This window comes from Microbulbifer sp. ABF4_148, from assembly GCF_056158985.1.
This window is the reverse complement of record NZ_JBSWUI010000001.1, coordinates 2,886,904-2,913,228: the sequence shown is the minus strand read 5'-3', so window position 1 is coordinate 2,913,228 and position 26,325 is coordinate 2,886,904. Positions and strand designations below refer to the sequence as shown.

The 26,325-nt window shown below is 56.9% G+C and carries 21 protein-coding genes; 15 read left to right on the top strand and 6 right to left on the bottom strand.

Annotated features, from left to right (window positions below; genetic code table 11):
• The first annotated feature begins 16 nt into the window (after positions 1 to 16).
• Positions 17 to 1,306: an OmpP1/FadL family transporter gene (locus ACXAD0_RS12745; protein ID WP_475088848.1), complete on the top strand. Its 1,290-nt coding sequence runs from the start codon at positions 17 to 19 to the stop codon at positions 1,304 to 1,306.
• Between the two features lie 74 nt (positions 1,307 to 1,380).
• Here the strand turns inward: ACXAD0_RS12745 and ACXAD0_RS12740 are convergent, their stop codons facing one another.
• Positions 1,381 to 2,883: a flavin-containing monooxygenase gene (locus ACXAD0_RS12740; protein ID WP_475088847.1), complete on the bottom strand. Its 1,503-nt coding sequence runs from the start codon at positions 2,881 to 2,883 to the stop codon at positions 1,381 to 1,383.
• A gap of 348 nt (positions 2,884 to 3,231) precedes the next feature.
• On the opposite strand from ACXAD0_RS12740, the gene ACXAD0_RS12735 reads away from it, so the two are divergent.
• Positions 3,232 to 4,911 carry an NAD-dependent malic enzyme gene (locus ACXAD0_RS12735; RefSeq protein WP_475088846.1) on the top strand — a complete coding sequence of 560 codons (1,680 nt, stop codon included), beginning with the start codon at positions 3,232 to 3,234 and terminating at the stop codon, positions 4,909 to 4,911.
• Positions 4,912 to 5,259: 348 nt separating this feature from the next.
• Complete coding sequence (locus ACXAD0_RS12730; protein WP_475088845.1) at positions 5,260 to 6,300, top strand: methyltransferase domain-containing protein; 1,041 nt, start codon at positions 5,260 to 5,262, stop codon at positions 6,298 to 6,300.
• A gap of 107 nt (positions 6,301 to 6,407) precedes the next feature.
• On the opposite strand, the gene ACXAD0_RS12725 is transcribed toward ACXAD0_RS12730, so the two are convergent.
• From ACXAD0_RS12725 to ACXAD0_RS12715, 3 genes are all read right to left on the bottom strand, one after another.
• Positions 6,408 to 7,964 carry an alpha/beta fold hydrolase gene (locus tag ACXAD0_RS12725; RefSeq protein ID WP_475088844.1) on the bottom strand — a complete coding sequence of 519 codons (1,557 nt, stop codon included), beginning with the start codon at positions 7,962 to 7,964 and terminating at the stop codon, positions 6,408 to 6,410.
• Positions 7,965 to 8,350: 386 nt separating this feature from the next.
• The gene (gene greB, locus ACXAD0_RS12720; RefSeq protein WP_475088843.1) at positions 8,351 to 8,848 is read right to left on the bottom strand and encodes a transcription elongation factor GreB; all 498 of its coding nucleotides are present in this window, start codon (positions 8,846 to 8,848) and stop codon (positions 8,351 to 8,353) included.
• A gap of 3 nt (positions 8,849 to 8,851) precedes the next feature.
• Positions 8,852 to 10,798 carry a S9 family peptidase gene (locus ACXAD0_RS12715; protein WP_475088841.1) on the bottom strand — a complete coding sequence of 649 codons (1,947 nt, stop codon included), beginning with the start codon at positions 10,796 to 10,798 and terminating at the stop codon, positions 8,852 to 8,854.
• Positions 10,799 to 11,108: 310 nt separating this feature from the next.
• Between ACXAD0_RS12715 and ACXAD0_RS12710 the strand changes: the two genes are divergently transcribed.
• From ACXAD0_RS12710 to ACXAD0_RS12695, 4 genes are all read left to right on the top strand, one after another.
• Positions 11,109 to 12,587, top strand: coding sequence for an alanine/glycine:cation symporter family protein (locus tag ACXAD0_RS12710; protein WP_475088840.1), 1,479 nt, complete (start codon positions 11,109 to 11,111; stop codon positions 12,585 to 12,587).
• A 313-nt stretch (positions 12,588 to 12,900) separates the two neighbouring features.
• Complete coding sequence (locus ACXAD0_RS12705; RefSeq protein WP_475088838.1) at positions 12,901 to 15,375, top strand: M1 family metallopeptidase; 2,475 nt, start codon at positions 12,901 to 12,903, stop codon at positions 15,373 to 15,375.
• Complete coding sequence (locus tag ACXAD0_RS12700) at positions 15,372 to 15,860, top strand: DUF6702 family protein (protein WP_475088837.1); 489 nt, start codon at positions 15,372 to 15,374, stop codon at positions 15,858 to 15,860. The genes ACXAD0_RS12705 and ACXAD0_RS12700 overlap by 4 nt, the downstream gene beginning before the upstream one ends.
• 279 nt (positions 15,861 to 16,139) lie before the next feature.
• Positions 16,140 to 18,803: a hypothetical protein gene (locus ACXAD0_RS12695; protein WP_475088836.1), complete on the top strand. Its 2,664-nt coding sequence runs from the start codon at positions 16,140 to 16,142 to the stop codon at positions 18,801 to 18,803.
• A gap of 80 nt (positions 18,804 to 18,883) precedes the next feature.
• Here ACXAD0_RS12695 and yciH read toward each other — a convergent pair whose 3' ends face one another.
• On the bottom strand, positions 18,884 to 19,207 hold the full coding sequence (gene yciH, locus ACXAD0_RS12690; protein ID WP_475088835.1) for a stress response translation initiation inhibitor YciH: 324 nt from the start codon (positions 19,205 to 19,207) through the stop codon (positions 18,884 to 18,886).
• 177 nt (positions 19,208 to 19,384) lie between these two features.
• Between yciH and ACXAD0_RS12685 the strand changes: the two genes are divergently transcribed.
• On the top strand, positions 19,385 to 20,224 hold the full coding sequence (locus tag ACXAD0_RS12685) for an ion transporter (RefSeq protein ID WP_475088834.1): 840 nt from the start codon (positions 19,385 to 19,387) through the stop codon (positions 20,222 to 20,224).
• A gap of 33 nt (positions 20,225 to 20,257) precedes the next feature.
• On the opposite strand, the gene ACXAD0_RS12680 is transcribed toward ACXAD0_RS12685, so the two are convergent.
• On the bottom strand, positions 20,258 to 20,722 hold the full coding sequence (locus tag ACXAD0_RS12680) for a PaaI family thioesterase (protein WP_475088833.1): 465 nt from the start codon (positions 20,720 to 20,722) through the stop codon (positions 20,258 to 20,260).
• A 113-nt stretch (positions 20,723 to 20,835) separates the two neighbouring features.
• Between ACXAD0_RS12680 and ACXAD0_RS12675 the strand changes: the two genes are divergently transcribed.
• The 7 genes from ACXAD0_RS12675 to ACXAD0_RS12645 all read left to right on the top strand — a co-directional run bounded on the left by ACXAD0_RS12675 (position 20,836) and on the right by ACXAD0_RS12645 (position 26,315).
• Positions 20,836 to 21,984: a serine hydrolase domain-containing protein gene (locus ACXAD0_RS12675; protein WP_475088832.1), complete on the top strand. Its 1,149-nt coding sequence runs from the start codon at positions 20,836 to 20,838 to the stop codon at positions 21,982 to 21,984.
• Complete coding sequence (locus ACXAD0_RS12670; RefSeq protein ID WP_475088831.1) at positions 21,981 to 22,250, top strand: SlyX family protein; 270 nt, start codon at positions 21,981 to 21,983, stop codon at positions 22,248 to 22,250. Before ACXAD0_RS12675 ends, ACXAD0_RS12670 begins: the two co-directional genes overlap by 4 nt.
• A gap of 647 nt (positions 22,251 to 22,897) precedes the next feature.
• On the top strand, positions 22,898 to 23,548 hold the full coding sequence (locus ACXAD0_RS12665) for a YiaD family glycine zipper/OmpA-like lipoprotein (RefSeq protein WP_475088830.1): 651 nt from the start codon (positions 22,898 to 22,900) through the stop codon (positions 23,546 to 23,548).
• Positions 23,549 to 23,654: 106 nt separating this feature from the next.
• On the top strand, positions 23,655 to 24,113 hold the full coding sequence (locus tag ACXAD0_RS12660) for a hypothetical protein (protein WP_475088829.1): 459 nt from the start codon (positions 23,655 to 23,657) through the stop codon (positions 24,111 to 24,113).
• A gap of 331 nt (positions 24,114 to 24,444) precedes the next feature.
• Positions 24,445 to 24,915 carry a hypothetical protein gene (locus tag ACXAD0_RS12655; protein WP_475088828.1) on the top strand — a complete coding sequence of 157 codons (471 nt, stop codon included), beginning with the start codon at positions 24,445 to 24,447 and terminating at the stop codon, positions 24,913 to 24,915.
• Positions 24,916 to 24,991: 76 nt separating this feature from the next.
• Positions 24,992 to 25,360 (top strand): SpoIIAA family protein, encoded by a 369-nt coding sequence (locus tag ACXAD0_RS12650; RefSeq protein ID WP_475088827.1) that lies wholly within the window; start codon positions 24,992 to 24,994, stop codon positions 25,358 to 25,360.
• 151 nt (positions 25,361 to 25,511) lie between these two features.
• On the top strand, positions 25,512 to 26,315 hold the full coding sequence (locus ACXAD0_RS12645) for a class I SAM-dependent methyltransferase (RefSeq protein ID WP_475088826.1): 804 nt from the start codon (positions 25,512 to 25,514) through the stop codon (positions 26,313 to 26,315).
• Positions 26,316 to 26,325: the final 10 nt, after the last annotated feature.

The window sequence follows — 26,325 nt, the reverse complement described above, 5'->3', positions numbered from 1 at the left end:
ATGTGAGGTAAAGAACGTGAATAGAGACAAGCTGCGTCGCTTGATCGGTTTGACCGTACCCGTACTGGCATTGACGGCATCGGCCTCCCATGCCGGGGGTATTTTGCTGTGGGAAATCGGTACCCCCACGCTCGGTACCGCGAGCGCTGGCTGGGCGGCAATGCCGGAAGACGCGGCCACTGCCTTCACCAATCCTGCGGGAACGGTGTGGCGGGACGAAACGGATATCCGTGTTGCGGGCCAGCTCCTGTATGGGGATGTGGGCTTCTCTGACGGTGGGCTCACCAATGTGGAAGGCGGTGATGGCGGCAATCCGTTGGAGTGGTTTCCCGGGGCGGGTACGTTTGTGGCGGGTAAACTCAATGACCGGATCGGCTGGGGCTTTGCCGCAACGGGCAATTTTGGCCTGGGGCTGGATTATGACGACGACTGGTCCGGTCGGCGTTTCGTACAGGACGTGGATCTGCTCAGCATGAGTCTGGTACCGTCCGTCAGCTGGCAGGCCAATCCATGCCTCTCTTTTGGTCTCGGGCTGAATGTGGTCGCCGGGTATTTCAAATACGAAAGCGCACCTCGCGCCGGACTGATCCCCGGAGACGCGCGCCTCAAGTATGGCGGTGATGTCGACTTCTCCTACGGTGCCAATCTCGGCATGATGTATCGCCCTGTGGAGGGCACCACCTTTGGACTGACTTATACCAGCGAAGTGGACCTGGACTTTTCGAGTCGTCTCGAGCTAAGGAATTTTGGCCCCTTGTACGAGGCGCTCGTCGGCAGACTGGATGGCGCCCGTACCAAAATTGACACCCGTATTCCGGCGACTTTGACGGCCAGCTGGCAGCAGCAACTGCAGGATAACACCACCTTTTACGCGAACGTCGGTTGGCAGGACTGGTCGGAGTTCAGCTATTTCGGGCTCGAAATCGCTGATCCGGCGCAGGTCTCGGTGACGGTCGATCGCGGCTATAAAGACACCGGGCATGTGGCCTTTGGTGTGCGCCATCAATTTACCCGAGGTTGGTTAACGGACTGGACGCTGTCCTCGGGAATTGCCTTCGACAACTCCGCGGTTGCGGAAGCCAATCTGACCGCGGACCTGATCACGGATAAGGCGTATCGCCTTGGGCTCGGTGCGCGTCGGGAGATCTGCCCGGAAGTGACACTGGACGTGGGGTACACCCTGGTGTGGCTGGGCGACGTGGATATCGATCAGGAGGGTGGGGCTATCTTCAATCCGCGCTTGCAGGGGACGTATAAAGACACCGCGCTGCATTTCTTCGGTGCCTCGGTACAGTTTGGGCTCTAGACGTCTGACTGCATCGAAGGGCAGGGCGGCCTTTGCAAACGTCCGCCCATTCACCTGGAGGAGTGCCACAAACACTACGCCGATAGCGCAGCCTCAGGCTTTTTTACTTCAGGATTTTTGTGCGCGGTGAACTGCAGAATACCGTCGTCAATCGGTGACTCCTGCAAGATTTTTTTGTCCTTCTCATAGTCATTCAGCAGCCGCCACGGATAGCGACTGCCCTGACGCGGCAGCAGCTTGTCTGCCCGCTGTACGTAGCCGGATTGGAGCGCTGCCATCACCGATTCGGTTTCGGCACAGCCCTCGCGGTCCTCTGGTTTGAATACGCCCTGGTTGTGCTGTGCCATATGGTTGAGCAAGCGACACAGGTAGTCTGCTGACAGGTCGGATTTCAGTGTCCAGGCAGCATTTGTGTAGCCAAATACCCAGGCCATATTGGGGACGCCTTCCATCAGCACACCTTTGTAGGTCAGGCGATTGTGCATTTCCACGGGCTTACCATCGACATGCAGGGACATTCCGCCCAACAGCTGGACCTGTAGCCCGGTGGCCGTAACGATGATGTCTGCCGTGATCTCCTTGCCAGATTTCAGCCGGAGTCCATCCGGAGTGAAACGCTCAATGTGATCCGTGACGACGTTGGCACGTCCGCGCTTGATTTCCTCGAACAGGTCACCGTCCGGTACCGCGCAAAGTCGCTGATCCCAGGGCGCGTAGTCGGGTGTGAAGTGGGGCAGGTTTGCGCTGCCATCCAGGGCTTTGCGGGCACCGCGTAACATCAATGCCCGCACGAGACGGGGCCAGCGGCGGGCGGCCTTGAACAACAGTCGGTGCAAGCGCAGGTTGCGCCAGCGTCCAATGCGATATAGCCACTTTTCCGGCAGGTATTTACTCAGGAATTCCAGCATCCCGTCGCGTGCCGGCATCGACATAATGTAGGTCGGTGAGCGCTGCACCATCGTCACCTGCGCACCTTCTCGCGCCAGCGCCGGGACCAGGGTAACGGCGGTGGCGCCACTGCCAATGACCGCGATGCGCTTCCCGGTGCAATCGAGGTCCTGGGGCCAGTGTTGCGGATGGACGATGGAGCCCGTGAAGTCTTCAATATTGTCGAATTGGGGCAGGTAGCCGGCGCGGTAGTCATAGTAGCCAGTGCAAGAGACCAGGTAGCGGCAGGTGAACTGACGCACTTCGCCATCGGGTCCTGTGCTGGTCAGGGTCCAGCGCTGCGATTCGGAATCCCAGTCAGCCCGCTGCAGATCCACGCCGTAACGGATATGGCCGGTGACATCGAAGGCTTCCGCCGTTTCACGAATGTAATTGCGGATGGAGTCACCGTCGGCGAGCACCTGTGTACCATTCCAGGGGCGAAAGCTGAATCCGAACGTCAGCATGTCCGAGTCTGAGCGAATGCCTGGATAGCGAAACAGGTCCCAGGTCCCGCCTATCTGCGCGCGACGCTCAAGAATCGCAAAGTCCAGATTCGGGCAGTGTGCCTTCAGGTGGCAGGCCGTGCCGATGCCCGACAGGCCGGCACCGATAATCAGGAGGTCGTGGTGTTGGGTGGATATCGCCATGCTGCAGCTTCACTCTGTATCGCCTCACCATCGGGTGGGCGTTTCGGAAAATTTTTATGCCATTTTTACCATTTTCGCAAAAAGATGAAACTGTTGGCCGCTCACGGCAAGTCCCGGTTGTTATCTGGATTTTCGGCAGGTAGTCTCCCGCCCGCGGATCCTGACCGGTCGCTTCTGTGCGCATAATGAAAGACCAGGTCGACGCTGATGGTCATTCGTGGTTGCCTGGTTTGCCCGTATGGGCACGTGACCACATTGTTTACACGGTTCACGCGATCATCCGCCCAATGAATATTTTACCCAGTACCGGCATTGGCGTCGGCAATTGGCTAGCAAATCCCCGAGACGATGACGAACGAAGACAAACGCCCTCTGTATATTCCCCATGCGGGTCCCTCTCTGCTGGAAATGCCACTGCTGAACAAGGGCAGTGCCTTTACGTTGAAAGAGCGTATCGAGTTCAATCTGGTCGGCCTGCTCCCCAATAATGTGGAGACGATCGACGAGCAGGTTCGACGTGCTTACCGCCAGTATCAACAGTGCAAAACCGATCTGGACCGGCATATCTATTTACGTGGCATCCAGGACGACAATGAGACGCTGTTTTTCCGGCTGATCCAGGAACACATTGAAGAGATGTTGCCGATTATCTACACCCCGACGGTGGGTGAGGCGTGTGAAGAGTTTTCCAACATCTACCGTAACCACCGCGGTCTGTTTGTGTCTTATGCCGATCGGGAGCACATGGACGATATTCTGCGCAGTGCAACCAAGGATAACGTCAAGGTAATCGTGGTGACCGACGGGGAGCGCATTCTCGGCCTGGGCGACCAGGGCATTGGTGGTATGGGCATTCCCATTGGCAAGCTGTCCCTGTACACAGCGTGCGGTGGCATCAGTCCGGCCTATACCTTGCCGGTCACTCTGGATGTCGGTACCAACAACCGAACGCTGTTGAATGATCCCATGTATATGGGGTGGCGCCATGAGCGTATTCCGCAAGAAGAATATGATGCGTTTGTTGCGGAGTTTATCGCGGCGGTTAAACGTCGTTGGCCCAAAGTCCTGGTGCAGTTTGAAGACTTTGCCCAGACCAACGCCATGCCACTTCTGGAACGTTACCGGGATCAGCTGTGCTGTTTTAATGACGACATTCAGGGCACTGCGGCAGTGTGCCTGGGGACGATTCTCGCAGCCTGCAAAGCGCGCAAAGAATCGCTGGGCCAGCAGCAGGTTGTGGTGGTCGGTGCGGGCTCTGCCGGTTGTGGTATTGCGGAGCAAATCGTCAAGGCCATGATCGAGGAAGGCGTTTCAGAAGCCGACGCGCGTGCACGCCTGCACATGTTCGATCGGTATGGATTGGTCACCGATGATATGAAGGCGTTGCACGATTTTCAGGCGCGTCTTGCCCAGCCGGCGGATCGCTACGCCCAGGCCAGTGAGTGGGATCTGGAGCAACTGATTGAGCAGGTGCAGCCGAGTATCCTGATCGGTGTATCCGGGCAAGGTGGCCTGTTTACCCAATCCGTCATTGAAGCCCTGCATCGCGGTTGTTCGCGCCCACTGGTTTTACCGCTGTCGAATCCAACCTCCCGTGCCGAGGCGACACCGCGAGAAATTCTCAGCTGGACAAATGGTGAGGCGCTTGTGGCGACGGGCAGTCCGTTTGAGCCCGTCGAGATTGATGGTCAACTGTATCCGGTTGCGCAGTGTAACAATGTCTATATTTTTCCGGGCATCGGGCTCGGGGTTATCGCATCCGGAGCTTCCCGGGTTACCGACAACATGTTGATGGCGGCGTCCAATTCGCTCGCGGAGAGTGCGCCAGTCGTTACCCAGGGGGCAGGCTCACTGTTACCCGCGCTCAGTGATATTCGTGGCATCACCAAAGAGATCGCGCTGGCGGTGGCCAAGCAGGCCCAGGACGATGGCGTCGCACCCGTCGTCGCAGAAGAAAAGCTGCTTCTCGCCATTGAAAGAAATTTCTGGATACCCGGATATCGCAAGTATCGTCGACGCTCTTTCTGAGCGGCGTGGCCTGTTTGGTCGGGGAGATGCGAAGGGCTCGTTGGGTATTCCGACGGGCCTTTTTTACATCGGTACCGCGGGGAGTTGGCTGGCGCGTGCTAAATGCCGCGTGTGGCGTTGTTCGTCGCTATTCCGGTTGTCGCTGTTTCACGACACTGCATGCAGTTTGTGGCGCAGCCGTGCTGGTTGGTCGATGGTTGGGTTCTCTGGGATTCCGCGGTAAGGTGTGCGCACTTGCCGCTCGCTCAGTGTCTTCGATAGTGGCGGCACTGTAAGCGATTGGCCGCGAGCGCGACAAAGCATGACCATAACACCGCTTCGACGGCATTGATCAAAGGGAGAGTCGATATGCATGAGGTCGTACAGGACTATTACGGGCGTCAGCTGCAGGGTACGGAGGATTTGAAAACCAGTGCCTGCTGCGACACCAGTGCCGTTCCGGACTGGCTCAAACCTGTACTTGCCAATATCCATCCGGAAGTGCTTTCGCGCTACTACGGGTGTGGTCTGCTAAGCCCCCTGAGCCTGCGTGGTTGCCGCGTGTTGGATCTGGGCTGCGGCAGTGGTCGTGATGTCTATGCCCTGGCCCAGCTGGTTGGCCCTGAAGGCGAGGTGGTCGGGGTCGATATGACCGCCGAGCAGCTCGATGTGGCAGAGAGGCACCTGGACTACCATGCGGAAAAATTCGGGTTTCGCAATGTACGCTTCGTTCACGGCTATATCGAGAAGCTCGAAGAGCTGGATCTCGAGCCCGGCAGTTTCGATGTGATCGTTTCGAACTGTGTGATCAATCTGTCTCCCGACAAGCCAGCTGTGCTCGCAGGCGTTCAACGATTGTTGAAAGAGGGCGGCGAGTTCTATTTTTCCGATGTCTATGCCGACCGTCGTGTACCGCAGGAAGTGAGAGAGGATCCCGTCCTGTACGGAGAATGCCTGGGCGGTGCGCTGTACTGGAAGGATTTCGAGCGCCTGGCGCACGCGGCAGGTTTTATCGACCCCAGGCTGGTGGAAGATCGGCCGCTGGGAGTCACTGACCCCAAATTGGCTGAGCGTATCGGCAACCTGCGCTTTTTTTCAGCGACCTATCGCTTGTTCAAGCTGGGACAACTGGAAACCGCCTGTGAGGATTACGGCCAGGCAGTGATCTATCGCGGCACTGTCGAACGGGCTGAATCGGCGTTTACCCTCGATAAACATCACCATATTGAGGCCGGTCGCGTCTTTCCGGTCTGTGGCAACACCTGGCGTATGTTGGCGGACACGCGTTTCGCCGAGCACTTCAGCTACATTGGCGATTTCTCTACCCACTACGGGCTGTTTGAAGGTTGCGGTGACGCTTTGCCCTATGAAACTCAGCAGAACGAAGCGGGTTCAGGGGCCTGCTGTTAGCCGCAGTCCCAATGATCGGGAGGTTGTTGCAGTAGACGGAAGTGTGTTTACAGCTTTCCGTGTAAGTAAAAAAGCCGGCACACCATGCCGGCTTTTTTTTGAGGTGTTTACAAGTGTGGAATCGTGAGCTTTGAAACCCGTGAGCTGCGGTAGGGCACTTCGATCTCATAGCGCCTGTCGTCGAGTTTCTGATAGAGCGCGCCTTCCGTGTCGATGGCCAGTGTTACCACATGCCCCGGGGGCACATCATAGGATGTGGTAAAGAGTTCGACGGAAATCTTTTGCTCCACCCCAACCGCCGCATTGCGCACCGTGATCGGTGCATGGGTGATCAAACGTCCCCAGCCAAATGCATCGGTATCGTACAGGTGGACATGCAGTTGAACGTCCGGCTTACTGGGCTTGATCCACATCTCCAGCGTGGGGGCGCCGCGGATCTTCAACGTGGACCACTGCACTGGAGAGTTGTATTCAATGGCATAGTAGCCATTAATTCCCGTCATGTCCGTGAACACCGGAATACCCAGCGCCTCGAGTGCATCGGATACGATGGGAATGCCGGTTCCCGCCTTGGTGTCTGAGCCTCCATGAAACTCATCACTGGTACGCCATCCGGAATAGGGCGACGTTTTCATCTTGGAATTGTTGAAGTAGGTCAGGCGAGGATGCAGGTAGTACTGCTTGGCTTTACCGGTTACCGGATAATCTGCGAACTGCTCCAGACGGTTGTCGATACGCACAAACATGTCGACCTTGGGCTCACTATCAATGCCATTGTTCTCGCCTTTGAGATAATGGTCGAACCAACGAAATGCCGTAGACCAGATGTGGCCGTCGTTTCCGCCCAGGGTCTCGCCGATGGCATGTGTGCCGGGGTTTAACATCAGCTTTTTCGGCACGGTAAGCTGTTCATAGAGCCGGGTCATACTGTTGGGTTTGAACAGATAGTCGGCAAAGTTATTCGACAGCAGGATAGCCGGCGCATTGGCATTCAGTGCGTCAACATTGGCCAGTGCTGAGCGCGGTTCGGCGAATGCGTAAACACCGGGAATGTTGCTGCCATTGCGGAGGTCTGACCAGACGACGTCCACAGAGGGGTCCAGGTTCAGGGCCGATAGTGTTAAGAGACTGCCCCAGACAAGATTGACGGTTTCGTTGGGGTAGAGCGCCTCGATGATATCGCTCCAGCCCGAGAGCGCGGCCACCGCATCCACCCGTGCATCCTTCGCTGCAAACATCAGCGATGTGCCCGCGCCATAGGAAATTCCGGCAACTCCCAGCTTCCCCATGGGGTACTGCAGCTCCAGCCAATCGATCAGGGCTTTGGCATCAGCGAGCGTCGCTGGGCCCGTAACATCGACCGTACCACCGCTGGCGCCAAAGCCGCGGGTGGAATAGCTCATGACCAGATAACCGTTAGTTGCCAGCTCTTTGGCCTGAAGCAGGTACTGGTGCTTGTCCAGCGCCCAGCTATTGGTGAACAGGATCGTGGGATAGCCCTCTGCGGGGGCTGGGCCCTCCGGTACAAACAGGTTGGCGTCGATGGTGGTCCCATCAAAACTGGTGATGTGAATGTCCGGTATGAAGGTCGGCTCCGCAGCCGCGGACAACGGCAGTATGGCCGCAACAGCTGCGAGCAACAGCGTCGCTAGTGGTTTTTTCATCGCTTGTTGGCTCCGTTTTTTATTATGAGTCTTGACGGTCGCAGGCGAACTTCAGGCACTCGCGCTGCTTCCTGCAAAGCCGTTCCGGTTATTGGTTATAGAACCCGGATGCCGGCTGACCCAAACCGTACAAACGTTCACGGAATTTCGCGGCAAAGTGACGCGACAGTTCTGCAAGGTGCGGAACTGGCGCAAAGAATTTGGCGCCGTTTACTTCGACTTTTGGGCGATTGGCATCTAAATCATCGCTCCGTACATTGGAATGACGTGCCAGTCATTGCTGGGGAGGCGCGAGGCATTGAGGTTGAGGGGGGATGTGCAGGGTGTTTCTTCACGGGCCCGCGTGTCAGATGAGCGCCGCTCATCCTCAATGCGGGCCGTGCTGCCTATTCGTAGCGGATTTCCACGACATAGTAGGTCGTCCATTCCTCACCGGAACGCAGGTCCACTTCATCGTCCAGGCGCCGCCCAAGCAGGGCGCGAGCGACGGGAGAATCCATGGAAATCATGCCCCGCTTTACGTCGAACTCGTCGGGTCCAACAATCCGATAGGTGAGGGAGTTTTCGTTATCGTCTTCCAGCGTCACCCAGGCCCCGAAGTAGATTTTTTCGATGTCATCGGGTGTTTGATCGACAACGGTCACTTCTTCCAGCCGCTTGGTGAGAAAGCGGACCCGGCTATCGATTTCACGCAGGCGCTTTTTGCCATAGATATAGTCGGCGTTTTCCGAGCGATCCCCCAACTTGGCCGCTTCGCTCACGGCACTGGTGACTCGGGGCCGCTCGACCTCCCAAAGTTGTTTGACTTCTTCACGCATGCGTCGCGCACCTTCCGGCGTGATGTAACGCGATCCCCGTGGTCTTGGCGGTCTCCATCTACCCATGACTTAATCCAGATTTTCGATCGTGATCCCGGGGCCAGGTTGTGCAAGCGGAAAATGGAACACGCGGCTGTAGAATTCCAGTTCACCTTCAAGGGCGAGTTTGATGCTGTCTCCGGAGCGAAATCCATGTCCTTCCTCGGGGAAGGCAATATACGCAACGGGTATATCACGTGCTTTGAGTGCTGCAACCATTGTTTCGGCTTGTTCGGGCGGCACGACCTTGTCTTCCAGCCCCTGAAAAAAGATCACCGGGCAATCCAGTTGTTCGACGTGGCAGATCGGTGAACGCTCCCGGTAAGTGGACTCGGCGTCAGGCCAGGGGCCGACCAGTTTGTCGAGATAGCGGGATTCAAACTTGTGAGTGTCCCGGGCGAGGCTCGACAAGTCCCCAATGCCATAGTGGCTGGCGCCCGCCTTGAAAGTATTGTGGAAGGTGAGGGCGGCCAACACGGTATAGCCGCCGGCGCTGCCACCCTTGATCAGCAGCCGGTGGGGGTCTGCCAATCCTTTTGCGACCAGATACTCCGCGCCTGCACAGACATCCTCCACGTCCCAGATTCCCCAACGGTCGCGCAACCGATCTCGATATTTACGGCCATATCCGGTGCTCCCGGAATAATTGACGTCGAGGATCGCAAATCCGCGGCTGGTCCAGTATTGCACCTTTAAATTAAGTCCGGCAGCGGTGGCACCGGTGGGGCCGCCATGACTGAACACGATGAGCGGGGGCAGGTCACCTTCCGGAGCCGCGTAACCCGGGTTGGTTGGGGCGTAATAGAACGCGTGGACATCGCGCTGGCCAGAGGGAAACTCTACAGCCTGCGCCACGGAAAAGTTGTCTTCCGGCAACGTGCAACGATTGCTTGAGGCGATTTCCTCAAAAGACCGGCTCGCATCATCGTAGAAGATGACGGCTGGAAAGCTGGTGGCGGACGCGCCGATAAATAAGGCCTGACCCCGGTCACAGCGAAGGCTCTCAATGTCGCAATTGGGCTGGTCAATAATCTGATGCCCGCCATCGGCAAGATCAATGAGGCCGAGTCGCCAGCGCCCCGCTTCGGTAAACGTACAGAGAATCTCCGTTTCGCTCAGGAATCCGTAGGTCGACATCCCGAAAACCCACTGAGGTGTAGCGAATTCAGCTTCTCGCTGCCAGATGGGCTTCACCTCGCCCTGACGATAGAGGTTCCACCAGTTGTTGCGATCCGATACGTAGAAGAGTTCCCCGCTGGGACTCCACTGGGGCTGGAAGATCGATTCCTGTTGTTGGCCGGCCACTACCTGTAATTGATCGGCGCTAATGTTGCCTTCACCATCCAGCGGGACCAGGCATAGCTCCGTGGCATCCCAGGGCATGTTGGGGTGGCTCCAGCGCAAATAACTGAGCGTCTTGCCATCGGGGCTCAAAGCGGGGTTGGAATAGAAATCATCCCCGTCGATCAATACGGAAAACGTTCCGGAGGAAGACGGCTCCAGGGGGATGGTAATGATCCGCGCCTCGGGTTCGTGCGCGGCCCCATCGTTTTCCTGCACGCAGATCAGCCGGTTGCGGGCCCTGTCCAGAAACAGGTCCGCATGTCGGTATGGACCCTCTGGCGTCAAAGGCTCCGGTAGCTCGGCGCCCAGTGCCATCCGATAGACCCGTTGATCGGCGGCGAGGACAAAATAGACAATGCCCTGATCGACCAGATAACTCGCACCCCCATATTCGTGCGCCTTGGAGCGAATGCTCAGTGGCGCAGGATTAATGTCCCGCCGCTCGCCATTCGGCTGCGCCTCCACCAGCACAGAGCGCCCCTTTTCTGACGGGCGAGATTCAAGCCAGTAACATCGGCCGTCAAAAATGGTTGCCTCGCTGAGACGAACACTATCGCTGACCAGCAAATCTGCTGTGATTGGAGAATGCCAACTCCCATAGGGCGCTGTCGTCGACGTGCTATCGCTGTTCATGATGCGTAATCCTGACGAATTTTTTCCGTGCGGTCGGTGGATGGCGCGGACCTTTTGTTCTGTCGCGCATTCTGCCGATGGAGCGAGGCGGGTACAAGAGCCGTTCGCACGACGGGAAATTTCTACCTGATTAGCATACGCAACCACGGCGGCATCGGGTTTGCCTCATCACCCAGCATTGCAGCTGTGTTCACTAGACTTACCAGCATGCCCACTGCCGCAGTGCGACGGCGTGTGGTCGTACCACGAAGGCGACGCCAGATAGACTTTTGCCGTGTCGCTTCCCCTTAACGTTTATTTGGGAATGTATATGCAGTCTGTGCTCGAAGTACTGGATAAGCTTATTGGCTGGGGAATGGCGCTGTCGTGGGGTGGCCTGGGTGGCTATTGGTGGGCAGGCATTCTGATCGCAGTTTTGTTGCCAGTGGGTGTGTATTTCTCCTGGCGCAGCCGTTTCATCCAGATTCGATCTTTCGGACATATGCTGCAGGTCATGCGGCATAGCTTGCGACACAGCCACAAAGGATCGGTCAGTTCGTTCGAGGCCTTCGCCACGAGTGCGGCAGCTCGTGTCGGTACCGGTAACATCGCCGGTGTGGCGGTGGCGATTTCTGCGGGCGGGCCCGGAGCGATCTTCTGGATGTGGATTGTCGCACTGGTCGGGATGGCGACCAGCTTTATCGAGAACACGCTTGCGCAGACCTACAAAGAGCGAGGAGATGAGGAGGGCACCTTTCGCGGAGGGCCGGCTTATTACATCGAAAAGGGTTTGGGGCACCGATGGAAATGGCTCTCGATCTGCTTTTCCGTATTCCTGGTGATCAGTTTCGGCTTCTTCTTCAATGCCGTTCAGGCCAATGCCATGGCTGAAACGATTGCAGGGGCGTGGAATGTTTCGCCGCTGTTTATCGGCGTACTGGTGGCAGCGGCTGCGGGCATGATTGTATTCGGCGGTATCCACGCCATCGGTCGCTTCGCAACGTTTGTTGTGCCAGTGATGGCACTGGCGTATTTACTGGTCGCGCTGGTGATTATCCTGATGAACCTGAGTGAAATACCGCGGGTCATTGCCACGATATTCAATAGTGCGTTTGGCTTGCAGGAAGCGGGCGCTGGCGCGTTTGGTGCGGCAGTGGCTAACGGGATCAAACGCGGGTTGTTCTCCAATGAAGCGGGAATGGGTTCCTCGCCAAACGTTGGCGCTGCCGCAGATGTCGATCACCCTGCAGTGCAGGGCTATGTGCAGATGGCTTCGGTCTTTCTCGATACCATCATGATCTGCTCCGCCACCGCCGCAATCATCCTGCTCGCGGATGCCTATCAGGTGGGCGCGATTGAGGGGGCGACACTCACCCAGCAAGCGCTGATCAGTGAGGTGGGGCAGTGGGGTGGGAGTTTTATTGCGATCGCACTGACCTTTTTCGCGTTTACGTCGATCATCGCGAATTACTATTACGCGGAAACCAATATCTATTTTATCTGGCATACCCGAGCGTCTATCTGGGTGTACCGGGCGCTATTCATCCTGTTTATCCTCTTTGGCGCCTGGGTCGCATCCAGTGGTAGTAATGGCAACTTCGTGATGCTCTGGAATATGGCGGATATGTCCATGGGCCTAATGGCGTCAGCCAATTTACTGGCCCTCGTGCTGCTGTCTGGCGTTGCGTTCAAGGTATTGGACGATTACGAGTCGCAAAGAGCGCGGGGCGTGGTGGAGCCTATTTTTGATGCGCGCCATTTCGACATCCCGGGGGTTGAGCGTGATGTCTGGAACGGCAACCCGGACTAGGACCGCTGAGACCGCGCAAGTCATCATTGCATCCTGAGCATGTCTCCTGTCTCCTGTCTCCTGTGGCCTGTTGCGGGGCAGGGCATGGGTTCTGGCCGCCAGCCCGCATGTCCAGCTATTTTGACAGGTTAGGCAGGTTTCCTTAATATCCATTCGCGATATCAATTCCCGGCGCTAATGCGATTGATTATTGATGTGTGCCAGTGCCCGGAAGCGGTTCATCGCGCGTGGCGCTCATTTCATCGATATGCCTTCCGGTATCTGGAGGCCTGAACGTCTAGCCGGGTGTATTTCTGTCAAACCGGTGTTTTCTATGCCTGCTACCCCTATCAAGACCCATGGGTTCTCGCGTTTGTTGAGTGTCGCCCTGGCAACCACTTTGTGTGTCAGCGGTTCTGCGCTGGCCGCGATCCAGCAAACGAAAGGTGACTTCGAAGACAAGTTCCGTCAGCTTGACGAGGTGTTGCCGACACCGAATGTCTACCGCAGTGCCGCGGGAGAGCCGGGAGAGGCCTACTGGCAGCAGCAGGTGGACTACCAGATTGACGCGAAGCTCGATGAGGGCAAACGCCGCATCGAGGCGGAGCAGAGCATCCGCTATCAGAACAACTCCCCCTATACCCTGAAGTACCTGTGGTTGCAGCTCGATCAGAACCGCTTCCGACTCGATTCCATGGCGGAAACCACGCTGACATTTGGTGGTATCGGTAATCGCGGCCCAAACACCCGCTCCAAGAGCGCGGAGGCACCTGCCGGCGTCAGCCTGAGTGAGCTTCGTCGGCAGCAGTGGCTGGCGGATAACGAGGTGGGCTATACCATCGAGAACGTGGTGGATAGCGAAGGCCGCCCGTTGCGGGTCACCATCGTCGGCACCAACATGCGTATCGATCTGGCGGAGCCGCTGAAGCCGGGCCAGGATATGCGCTTCAAGATGGACTTTGCGTTCAATATTGTTGAAGAGGACGCAGTCTCTGCCCGAGCGGGTTACGAGCACTTTCCGGATGATCCCCGCAAAGGCGGTAACGATATTTTCTTGCTGGCGCAGTGGTTCCCGCGTCTGCACGCCTTTACCGACTACGAGGCCTGGACCAACAAGGAATTTTTGGGTCGCGGAGAATTTACTCTCGAGTTTGGTGACTACACCGTCGACCTGACCGTACCCGCAGATCATATTGTCTCTGCGACCGGCAGCCTCCAGAACGCGGATCAGGTGCTGACCAAGACCCAACGCGATCGTCTGGAGCAGGCCCGCACGGCCAAGCGTCCTGTCTTTATTGTGACCGAAGAAGAAGCGCGTGAAGCGGAAAAAACTGCGACGCGCAAAACCAAGACCTGGCGTTTCCAGGCCGATAACGTCCGTGACTTTGCCTGGGCGTCCTCGCGTAAGTTCATGTGGGATGCCCGCGGATACCAGCAGGGCGGCGACGTGATGCCGGAAGTCATGGCAATGTCGTTCTATCCGAAAGAGGGTGGCGATCTGTGGAAGAAGTACTCCACCGAGTCTGTCATTCACACGATGGAGGTGTATTCCCGGTTCTCATTCGACTATCCGTATCCGGTGGCGCAGAGCGTCAACGGTCCGGTCGGTGGTATGGAGTATCCGATGATCACCTTCAATGGTCCGCGTACGACCCTGCACGAAGACGGCTCCCGCACCTGGACTCAGGCGGAGAAGCGTTTCCTGATTGGCGTGGTCATCCATGAAATTGGACACATCTATTTCCCGATGATCGTCAATTCTGACGAGCGCCAGTGGACCTGGATGGATGAAGGCTTGAACAGTTTCCTCGACGGCGTTGCCGGTCGTGAATGGGACCCGGAAATGCCATGGGGTGTTGAGCCGCGCGATATCGTTGACTACATGAAGTCCGATATCCAGGTACCCATCATGACCCAATCCGACTCCGTATTGCGTCTGGGCCCGAATGCCTATACCAAGCCCGCAGCAGCACTCAATATCCTGCGCGAAGTGATTCTGGGTCGCGAGCTTTTCGATTTCGCTTTCCGTGAGTTCAGCACCCGTTGGCAGTACAAGCGTCCGACCCCGGCTGACTTCTTCCGCACGATGGAAGAGGCCTCTGGTGTAGATCTCGACTGGTTCTGGCGCGGTTGGTTCTACAGCACGGATCACGTCGATATCAGCGTCGATCGTGTTTGGCAGCTGCGTCTCGATACCAAAAACCCGGATATCGATTTTGAACGTCGTCGCCAGGAAGAGGCGGACAAGCCGACTTCCCTGTTCGTTCAGCGAGAGCGCGACGCGGGCAACGAGACCTGGCTGGAGCGCAATCGCGATATCCGTGATTTCTACGACGAGAATGATCGCTTCACCGTGACCAACAAGGAGCGCAACGAGTACCGTCAGCTGCTCGAAGACCTGGAGCCCTGGGAGCGTCGCGTGCTCGAGCGTGCGGTTAAAGAAGACCAACACTACTATGTGATCGACTTCAGTAATATCGGCGGACTGGTGATGCCCATTCTGTTGCAGCTGACCTATGAAGATGGCTCCGTAGAGGATCGCTACATTCCGGCAGAGATCTGGCGTCGTTCCCCGAAAGCGGTGTCCAAGCTGGTCGTAACCGACAAGCAGCTGGTTCAGGTTGTGGTCGATCCTCGCTGGGAAACCGCCGACGTAGACAACGAGAACAACCACTATCCACGCCGTATCATCAAGTCGCGAATTGAGGCCTACAAGGCTGAAGATCGCACAGATCCGGTCTACCGCGACATCATGCATGATTCGACCACCGAGAAGGTCGATCCGACGCCGGGTTTCCATAAGAAATGATGCGTCTATTGCTCTGTATCATCACGCTGACGATGGCCTGCCAGGTGCAGGCCCATCAGATGAAAGCGGCGATTACCAAAGTGCTGTTCAATGAGCGCTCTGGCAACGTGGAGATCATGCATCGCTTTTATGTGCATGATGCGGAGCATGCCCTTGCGAAAATCCTCGGCAAGCAGGTGCATCTACTGGACGATGAAGCGTCGCAAAAGATGTTCGGCCGCTACGTCACTGCCCATTTCGACATGGGTTTTGATGAGCCGAAAGCTCAGCAGCTTTCCTATGTTGGGCAAGAAGTCGATGGCAAGTTTATCTGGGTTTACCAGGAACTGCCGATACCCGATTCGATATCCCGTCTCTGGTTTCGCCATGATGCCCTACAGGATCATTGGCCGGATCAGGTCAACCAGGTGAATGTGGAAGGCCTTGGAAAGGTCCGGTCTCTGCGCTTTGATCGCGAGCAGGACTGGCAGTCCCTGGACTTCTGACCACCAGATTGGGACGCGGGTTTTTCCATGGGCTGTGCAAGCCCGGCTCGCGTTCCCACTCCCGAACAAAATTTATTCAATTGTTAAGCGCCGCACATTTGCGCTGTGTCGCTGATCTCGCCGCCAGCGTGCGATGTGCGTGATTTTGACAGCTGGCGCGTAATTACCCCTTCGACCTGAGAACCAGTGCCCATCGAGCTTGCTGGCGGCTGTATTAGGCTTGCGCACCGGCAGTCCTCTCATCTGAAAATCACCAACGACTGCCCTGGAGTTGGAAACATGGCTTCTCAGGAATTGTTCCAGATCGTTTCATCGGGAAAGACGTTACGTTCTTTGACAACAGACCGCGTGCTGGCCGACGCGATGAAAGCCTTTGGGATTGCGCAGGCGCAGGCTCGTCGCCTGCTGCTAAAAGGGTGGGTGATTCGTGACAAGATGACCTCTCGTGAAGTCATCGGCTATCAGTCCCGGCTGCAAAAAATTGGTCTGCGCGTTGAGGTCTTCCCGGCCGGAAAGTACAGCAATGAAGCCATGCTGGCGCGGATTCGCTATGCGCAGCGCCGCAAGGAGTCCGGCAAAGAGACCAGCGCGAAGGGAGATAGCCAGGACACCGGCGCCCCGCAGGCTGCAAACATTGATAGCAGTGCCCCCAGCCAATCACCCGCAGAGCCAAAGGTTGTCGCTGCGACCCCGCTCAAACGTGAAAAAGCGGCAGAGCCCGCCGGTGAACAGCGCGATCAGTCTGGCCCTGTTGAGAAGGTCAGCCAGCCATCCGCAAAATCTGGCAGCGACTCGACCGCGCGTGCTCAGATTGCTGCACTGTTCTCCAGGCAACCGGCGCATCCCACCGTTGGGAGTACCGCGGACAGGTTGCAATTGTTCGGAGCGATGCTCCCTGCATTGTTGATCCCGCTCGTGTTGTTCGGACTGCTACTGATCGCCATCTCCAATATCCTCATGGCCGGACAGGAACTCGTAGCCGTCACTATCGCGAGTGGTTTTCAGCTCACCAGTGCTGTGGGCTTCGCACTGTCCTTGCTGCTTTCGGCACTGGTAGTGATGTTTCTTCCATTGCCATTCATCCTCGCGGCGAAATTGAATCACGTCGATGCCGAAGAGCGGGGACAACAGCGCGAGCTGCAGCGTAAAGAGGCCCCGGGGGTCTTTCTCCTGCTGGATAAGCTTTGCGAACGCCTTGGTCTTCCAGTCGTTACTTCGGTGCGCCTGTTGTCGACAGCAACGGTTTCGGTCAGTGATCGTCAATTGCGAGATGCACTGGGCAAAAATGTGAATGTGCAGCTCGGTCTGGGCGCAGTGACTGCGCTCGGAGGGCGCGAACTGATGGCTCTGTTTGCACACGCTTTAACGACCTGTGGCAGTCGGCTCCAGCGGGTCTGTCACTGGCTGGTGTTCGAGACTGACCGACGTCTTCAGCTCATCCCGGAGGCCCTGGACAGCGAAGCGATTGCGCTCGGCGCGGATGGAGACTCGTCTACACATAGCGGCGCTACCCATCTGCCAATGGGCGTTTTCAAGGTCCTTGGGCGCGCCGTCGTTCCGGTTTTCGAGCGTCTGGGGCAACTCCATCGAACGCTCGCAGCACCGTCTGCGCAGCGATTACAAGGCATTGCGGATCGGAGTGTTGCGCGAGTCATCGGCAGTGAGCAGGTCGCAGGTTTTGCGCTGCAGTGGCAACAAATGGCGCACGCAGCCCTGGTGGTCCGTGAAGTCGAGCGGGAGGCCGCTGTGGCGGGACAGTGTCTCGAGAATGTGCCATTTGCCATTCGCCAGGTGCTCTCATCCCTGGATGAGGAGACGCGCTCCAATATCGAAGAATCCATGGCGATGCCCAACGATGTCTGGGATCGCGACCAGGGCATGGACGGACAACGTGCATCGCTCGCTGAGGCGATGGGAGAGCCTGCACAACTCAGTGCGGAGTTTTCTGTGCACAAGCTCTTTGCCGATCTACCCGGACTGGCTCGCGAGATGAGTGTGTCGGTCGAAGGCGGGCTGACCCCGGTACCGAATGACCAGCTGCTTTCCAACAACAGTGGCTTAGCTGACGCGCGTGCGGCAATCCATGAATACTTCAATGGTGTTGTCCCGAAAGACTACCTTGGGCTGACACTGCCCGTAGGCGAACAGTTTGACGGGTTGGACTTACAGGGGTGCATCGATTGGCTCAGAGGTGGTTTGGTTGACTTGCGGGAACAGCTGGTAAGGATCGAAGATCTGGAGTCCCGTACAGCGATTCAGCTGATTGGGCGATCATTGATCCGAGCACACCAATCGGTGGATGCGCGGACCTACCTGCTGAGCGGAGATACGGTGACGGCCGCGGATGAGTCGCAACGAGATACCCAGGCCCAACTGGACGTCATTCGCCAACAGAGTGAGCGGGTATTCTCGGTATTTGCCCTGCGCATCGAGCGGGTTATTCAGGAGATGCCACCCGCCCAAAAAATGTCGGCCCGCAGTAGTTGGGAGCGGCTTCAGGCGTACCTTCCGCTGGCCACAAGGTTGCGCAAGGCGCGCCATTTTGGCGACGCGCTGTCCGCAGCGCTGGATCGCGGTGCGATGGATGACGGGGCGCGTCCTGTGATTGACAAGATTTGCCAGATGTTGGCTCAGGAGCTGGTGGCGGCACTGGGGCATGTCGAGCATTGCGCGTTGCTGCGCAGTGCCGGATTGGCTGAGACGGTATCCAGCCGGGTCGGCGATAGCCTGAAAGAATTTGTAAGTTTGCCGCCCGGTCGTAGAAAGGCGACAGCGGTGGTCGAAGACCTGGTGCGCCGTTGCACCAGCCTCTGGATGGCGGTTTGGAATAGTTATGAAGTAGAACTGGGCGACCTGATGCGGTTGTGCATGGACCATGAGCAGTCCATAAAAGTGCGTCCCTTACGGCTCGCTGCGCCATTCCCTGTTCAGGAGGCGAGTTAACCGTTTTCCCTTGAGCCCGGCGAGCGAAATCGCGCTCGCCTGGCGTTCCGCTCGGGCAGCAGGGGCGAGCAGGTCGGCGGTTAGCCGCCGGCAAATTTCACTTTAAAGGATTTTGCCTCCAGCAGCGCTTTGAGTTCCTCGCGTTTGTCGCCCTGAATTTCGATAATCCCGTCTTTCAGGGCACCTCCACATCCGCAGCGCTTTTTCATTTCGGCGAGGAGCAGTTTGAGCTCGGCATCAGTGCCTGGCAGCCCGCGTACCGTAGTGACCCCTTTGCCTTTTCTTCCTTTGGTTTCGCGTTGGATGCGAATCACTCCATCGCCCTCACGGCGAGTCTCCACCGGCTTGTCTTGTGTTACACGTCCACGGTCTGTGGAATAAACCAGGTTTCGCTGCTTCGCCATATCAGATGCTCCGGGAAAGAACGTTTGGGGCGCTAAGACTACTGCGAACCGGATCTGGTTACCACGTTTGCATAGACGCAGGATTGTCAGTCCCAAAGGGGGTGGTCTACCGGGCCCGCGGATTTGTCGTGGCAGGGGAAGAGGCGATATAGTCACCCGGTGCCTGAGGAGGAAATTATGGCGCTGACTGGAAGCCGCAAGTGGCTGAACGAGGTGATTTTTGGGACGGAAACGCCGCTTGGCAAGGCGTTTGATGTCTTTTTGATCTGGGCTATTGTGATCAGTGTGGCGCTGGTGCTACTGGTGTCAGTAGAAAAGATTTCCGGGCACTACGGACATATCCTCTTTGTACTGGAATGGTTTTTCACCGGTCTGTTTACGGTCGAATATCTATTGCGTATTTATTGTGCAATAGACCGGCGCAAGTACATTTTCAGTTTCTTTGGTCTCGTTGACCTGCTTGCCATCCTACCCAGCTACCTGGCTTTGATTTATACCGGCGCCGGATATTTGTTGGTGATTCGCCTGCTCAGGGTGCTGCGTGTATTCCGGGTTCTCAAACTCGTGCGTTATCTGCGCGATGCCAATTTGCTGATGCGCGCACTCTGGCAATCCCGTCGTAAGATTTTTGTGTTTTATTCCAGCATGTTGGTGTTATGCGTCATCATGGGCGCGTTGATGTTCATGGTTGAAGGCCCCAAGCACGGGTTTACCAGTATCCCGCAGAGCGTCTACTGGAGTATCGTCACGGTAACGACGGTGGGATATGGTGATATCACGCCAGAGACACCCCTTGGGCAGGCCCTGGCATCCCTGGCGATGCTGATCGGCTACTCCATTATTGCGGTGCCGACCGGGATTGTTACGGCGGAGCTGGCGAGCGAGCTGGGGCGCGAACGGTCGTTGATCCGCTGTGATAACTGTAGCCGGGCAGGGCATGATGCGGATGCTGAGTATTGCCGGTATTGTGGCTATAAGTTGGCCGAGCTCGGGCCGGACGGCTCGTTACCGGAATAGCCCGGCTCGCTGCCTCCAATAGGCATAGGATGCCTACCAGTTATCTGGCACGCGGACAGCAACCACATCGGCTGTTGCGCAGATAACGCCGCGACTGATCAGCGTGCAGTGCAACACCGTTTTTCTGGGGCCACGCTCAAGGATCTGCGCTTCGAGTTCTACGGGCGCGTCAATGGCAGCAGGCGCGCGATACTGCACGTCGAGTTTGCCGGTCGCATACCAGATTTTATTCCCCTGTCCGACGTCCTGGCCTGACTGCAGGTAGCCATCTGCGATCGCTGTGCAAACGGTATGGCAATCAATAACCGTCGCGATAATGCCGCCATTGAGATATTGGGTGGGGCCGGCACAGTGGTGAGCGGCGGGGATAAACTCGCAGCGGGTGCGATCACTATCGATCCAATAGCTCTTGATCCTCAGGCCCTGCTGATTGCCGGGGCCGCACCCGAAACAATGATTTCCCGGGATCTGGTCTTGAATGGCTGGGGAGGCGTTCATTGGCGTTTCTCTATTGGAACCTTGGCTTCTTGTGCAAAGCGCCATGCTAACCATTTGCGCTCTACAGGGGAAGAAACTACCCTTGCGCCTCGATTTGACGGTAGGAACCCCCCATGGAGATTTATGGTCACTGCGCCCCGGGCTTTGAAGTCCTTTACGATACGTTTGCGGAAAACTTTCGCAGTCACGGCGACACGGGGGCTTCCTTTGCCGTTTGCCAGCATGGTGAACTGATCGTCTCTCTTTGGGCGGGAATGGCCGATCGTCAGGGCGAAGTGCCCTTTACTGAAGATACCCTGGCCAATGTCTTTTCGACCTCCAAAGGCATACTCGCGTTACTGGTATTGCAGCAGGTGGATGCAGGCACACTGGATCTCGACCGGCCTGTTGCAGACTACTGGCCGGAATTTGCCGCTGAAGGCAAGCAGTCGATCACGGCACGGCAGTTACTGTGTCATCGCTCGGGACTGATTGCGTTTAAAGAGCGCGTTGCCGACAAGCTGATTTTTGACTGGCCTGAAGCATGTCGCACGGTCGCCGCAACGGCACCCTGGTGGTCCCCGGGGACTCGCCAGGGCTATGCACCTTTCCTGTACGGCTGGGCCCTAGGCGGCCTGGTAGAGCGCGTCGCGAAGCGACCCCTGCAGGATCTTTACCGCGAGCATGTCGCAACGCCCCATGCGCTTGCCGGTGGTTTTGGTGCCCAAGGCCATCGCTCAACGCGAATTGCCGATGTTGCGCCCCTGAAGAAGCCTCTCCCGGAGTTGCGTGAAAACGCCGTTGGGCATTCGATCAAGTCGGATCGCAATGGTCCTGTGGCCATGGCCTTTACCAATCCGATGAGCCTGATGATGGGGAACAACGGGGATGATTGGCGTGGCGCACTGATACCGGCGGCCAATGGACATTTCTGCGCTTCTGATCTGGCGAAGGTCTATGCCGATCTCGCTTCGGAGTCACCGACACTGCTGAGTTTGGCGCTACGCGACGAGGCCCTGAAGGTGCAGAGTGCGGATCACGACGCGATTCTGCAGGCAGACGTTGCGTTTGCTGCCGGATTTATTCGTAGTGGGCGCGCGGCGGATCTGAAATTTGGTGGCGAACGTGGATTTGGCCATCCGGGCGCGGGTGGCAGTGTCGGGTTCGGCGATCCGGAGCGGGAGCTGGGCTTTGGCTATGTTTCAACCAGAATGGGACAGAGCCTCTTCATGGATCGTCGTGCGGTTGCTCTGGTGAATCAATTATACGGGTTGCTGTCATGAGTAAAGAGGATCTGCCACCACCAGCTGCAGCGCCGGTGGAGCCGGCACGGTATAGCGCGCTCGAGGAGCGGGTGCAGGAGCTTGAGAGTCGGGTTGCGTTTCAGGAGCATACGCTCGCCCAGTTAAATGACGTGATTGCCACGCAGGATGCCAATATTCGCGAATTGGTTTCCCGTCTCCGTGAACTGGGAGGAAAATACCAGGATCTTGTGTATGAAATGCAGGGCGCAGGGAAGGGGACAGACGAAAAGCCGCCGCACTACTGACGGGCTTTTGAACGGCAGCGTGATCGACCGAGTAAATTTCGGCGTCGTGCTGGCGACTTTTTCCGCGTGGACAAGGAGGATTTGGATGCGTCACAAAGCTTGGCGTATTTTTCTTCCCCAATTGCGATTAAATGGACCTTGTGGCTATTGACAATTTTTTTCCACATGTCTTTGCAGTCGCCATGGAGGTTTGCTCAGCCGCGTTCATTTGGTACGCAAAAGAATTGAATAGCTTTAACCTATTGTTTTTTAAGGGAAAAATGTAGAGGTTAAAAAGTGCGCAATGTGCTGTTTACTAGGGTTGTCGCCGTTTCGCGCTGTCTTTGAGCCATTCGTGCACAGAGTTATCCACAGAACTTGTGGAAGACTTTACAGACCTTCACTGAACCGGGCAATGTGACACCTGTCCATAGGGAGGTCGCGCAAGCCTCTGGTTGGGCCCGATGAACTTTCATGGTTCAGGTGATGGGATTGTGTGCGGCAGGCCGTAGACGATGTGTTCATTTCCGCATACCCTTCGCAGCCATTGATGGCCTGGTTCAGGTTCTGGACAGGTAAATTACGGCACCATGCTGATCAAGGCGATGGGGCTTGGAATTCCGTCAAAAGTAAAAACACCTTCCCGAAAGCATTTAGGAGAAGCTTTTATGAAAAAATGGGTCGCTATTCTTGCCGTCACTTCCCTGGCTGGTTGTACCACCCTGGATCCTTATACTGGCGAAAGCAAGACCAGCAATGCCGCCAAGGGCGCCGGCGCAGGAGCCGTTGCGGGCGCGATTATTGGCGCGGCGACAGCCAGCAAGAAAGATCGTAAGAAAGGCGCTCTGACTGGCGCAGTGGGTGGTGCTGCGATTGGCGGTGGTATCGGTTATTACATGGATCGTCAGGAAGCGGCCCTGCGCCAGCGTCTTGAGGGAACCGGTGTCCGTGTTCAGCGTGAAGGCGACAATATCCGCCTGATCATGCCGGGTAATATCACCTTTGCCACAAATCGTTTTGATATCCGCCAGGATTTCTATCCGACCCTCGATTCCGTCAGCCTGGTGCTGAAAGAGTTTGATCAGACTGCAATTCGCATCAGCGGTCATACTGACTCGACTGGTTCTGACGTCACTAACCAGACCCTGAGTGAGCGTCGCGCGAATTCTGTCGCAGGATTCTTTGGTGATCGCGGCATCGCCGTTGGTCGTCTGCAGGCAGTTGGCTATGGCGAGCGCTACCCTATCGCCACGAACGATTCCGATTCGGGCCGTCAGGCGAATCGTCGCGTAGAGCTGGAGTTGCTACCGCTCAAATAATGTGAGAAAAAAAGGGGCACAACAGTGCCCCTTTTTTTTGTCGAATCCCATTCAACGGCGATCATCAGAAGTCACGATCGAAGGGCACGATGCAGGAGGCTCAAAAATGGACGACACCTATATTGGCGCCTTGAGAAAAGCGATAGGCCGCGGGGTCACCGTGGTGGTTTTGCTTTTGTCCGTCAGCCCGGTTATTGCGTCGAGTAGTGACGCCTTGTTGGCAGAACGTTATCAGCGCGCCGCAGTGGTTGCGCAGGTACAGATTTCAGCAGTGCACCGACAGGTGGACAACGCGCTGTCGGAGCTGGGAATGGTCGCGATACAGGGCTATGTCTACTCTGGCGTATCCCATCAGGTCTGGAAGGGGGAGGTCTCCAAAACCATGGCCTTCCGTATCGGTATCGAAGCGTGTGAAGAGAAACTGTCAAAAGGCGGACGCTACCTGATCTTTGCCAGTCCAGACAGTTACGGTCGCTTGCAGGTTGCAAGCTGCGAGGAAGCCGTACCCGAGCAAGAGGCGGCGCCTCTCCTGTCACAGCTGGAGCAGATTCAGAAGCAGGGCTAAAACACCGTTGTTATGGTGCATTGCGGATACTTCGTTCGACCACGCTAACACCTCTCCAGTCCGCTTTTCTGCGGGCTATACAACTTATGGTTTTAAAAACCGCTCCCGATACGTCAATCTGAACTTGATAAGGGGAACGTTGTTCCTTGAAGAACGGCGTTGGCGGATTATTCTTATCAATATTGGCGTCGGCATCGTCTTAAGCTTTCGGGCCTGGAGCAGCTGGCATCAAAAACCAGGGTCGTGAAGGGCCGATCCCCGGCTGGCGGCGCCCCGACATCTTGTTCTCCCGGATATCGCCCAGCGCGTGCAGGGCCAGAGAGGTATTGATATGGCCAGACTACTTATCCCGTTAATCATTCTGCTGTTGATCATTGGATGGTTTATGTCCCGTGGTGGTGATCAGACCGCCAAGGACGCGTACGACTCGCTGGATTCACCGAAGAACGAGTCGATGGAAAGCCAGACGCCCCCAGACACCGGTTCTCCGACCCCGGATGGCATGGGTACGACACCTGGTGCGACGCCTCCTCCACAGCCGGAAACTCCCGAGACGACGCCTCCTCAGTCTGAGTCTATGCGGGACAAAGTGGAGGGCGCGGCCGAGTCCGCCGCCGGCGCCGCTGATGACGCGGTGGACGCCACCAAGCGCGCAGTGGAAGACGGTGCGGATGCGACCAAGCGTGCCATCGAGGATGGCGCCGAAGATACAAAGAAAGCGGCTGAAGATTTGATGAACAAGGCCGACGAAGAAGTCGACAAGATGAAGGACAAAAAGGACGAGGAATCCGGAGGTAACTAACGCCGCGCTTGTCTAGACTGAAAAGAACCGCTGCAAAGTTGTCTCTGCAGCGGTTCTATTCGTTTCGGGGTTTGAAATGATTGAACATCGCTGGAACCATAATCACGACATTCTGGTGGTGCATCCGCTCGCCCCATTGTCGGAAGAGGACTTCTCATCGCTTGCCGCCCAGGTGGATCCGGTAATCGCAGAGGACGGCAGCCTCAGCGGTCTGATGATCGTTGCTACCGATTTTCCTGGTTGGAAGAGCTTTTCGGCCTTGATGGATCATCTTCGTTTTGTCCGCAACCATCATCGTCATATTCGAAAAGTCGCCGTTGTGTCCGATGAGAGTCTGCTCAAATTCATGCCGCGTATCGTCGGCCATTTTGTCGGCGCTGAGGTCAGGCCGTTTCCCAGCGACGAAGAGCAGGAAGCGTTGGGCTGGTTGTCGACACCGGGCTGAACCCGGTTATTGATGGGACGCTGCTGACCCCTGAATTGCGCTTCCGGAGCGTGTCTCGATAACGGCTTCCGGTAATTTTCTCCAATGAGTCGAATTTTCTCGGCGCGCGCCATAGAATGCTCCGCGAAGTCCTCATCGATTTGAATGTCTAGTGTCCCAGAATCTAGCGGTCGTCGCCGACAGCGATTATTACCAGCAGCAGGCCAGCAACTTGGCGGAAGCCCTGGGCCTGCCGTTTGTCGGTATTTCTCCACCTTCAGCGCTGACAGAACCCGCTCAGGTGATTGCCGTTGGTGAGCGGATTGCGCTGTGCGCCACCGGCCGAAAAGCGCCCGGGCCCGTATTCGTCGACTTTGTCGGCGGTGCTCTGGCACACCGTCGTCGCTTTGGCGGCGGAAAAAGCCAGCAGATTGCCAAGGCCGTCGGGATTCGCGGCGGTTTCCTTCCGCGTGTCTTTGATGGCACAGCAGGCCTCGGGCGGGATGCCTTTGTCCTTGCCTCGCTCGGGTGTGAGGTACAGATGCTCGAAAGAAATCCCGTGGTCCGCGTGCTGTTACAGGACGGTTTACGGCGTCTGCGAGCGGCGGCTGCGGACGACAGCGAGCTCGCGGCGATCTCCGTGAAGCTGTCGCTGCTGGAAGAGCAGGTGACTTCGGAGGACTGGCTGCGCGGACAAGCGGAAGCGTCTGTACCGGTGGTCTATCTCGATCCGATGTTCCCCTCGCGAGAAAAGACCGCCAAAGTAAAGAAGGAAATGGTCGCGTTTCACCATCTGGTCGGCACGGACGACGATGCCGATCGACTGCTCGAGCCCGCGTTGACGGCGTGCTATTACCGTACCGTTGTAAAGCGGCCGCGGCAGGCCCCGTTTCTTGCGGGGCGGAAGCCCAGCTTATCCCTGGAGGGGAAGTCCGGCCGCTTTGATATCTACACCAAGCATGGTGTTCCCGGCTGAGGGGAAAGTC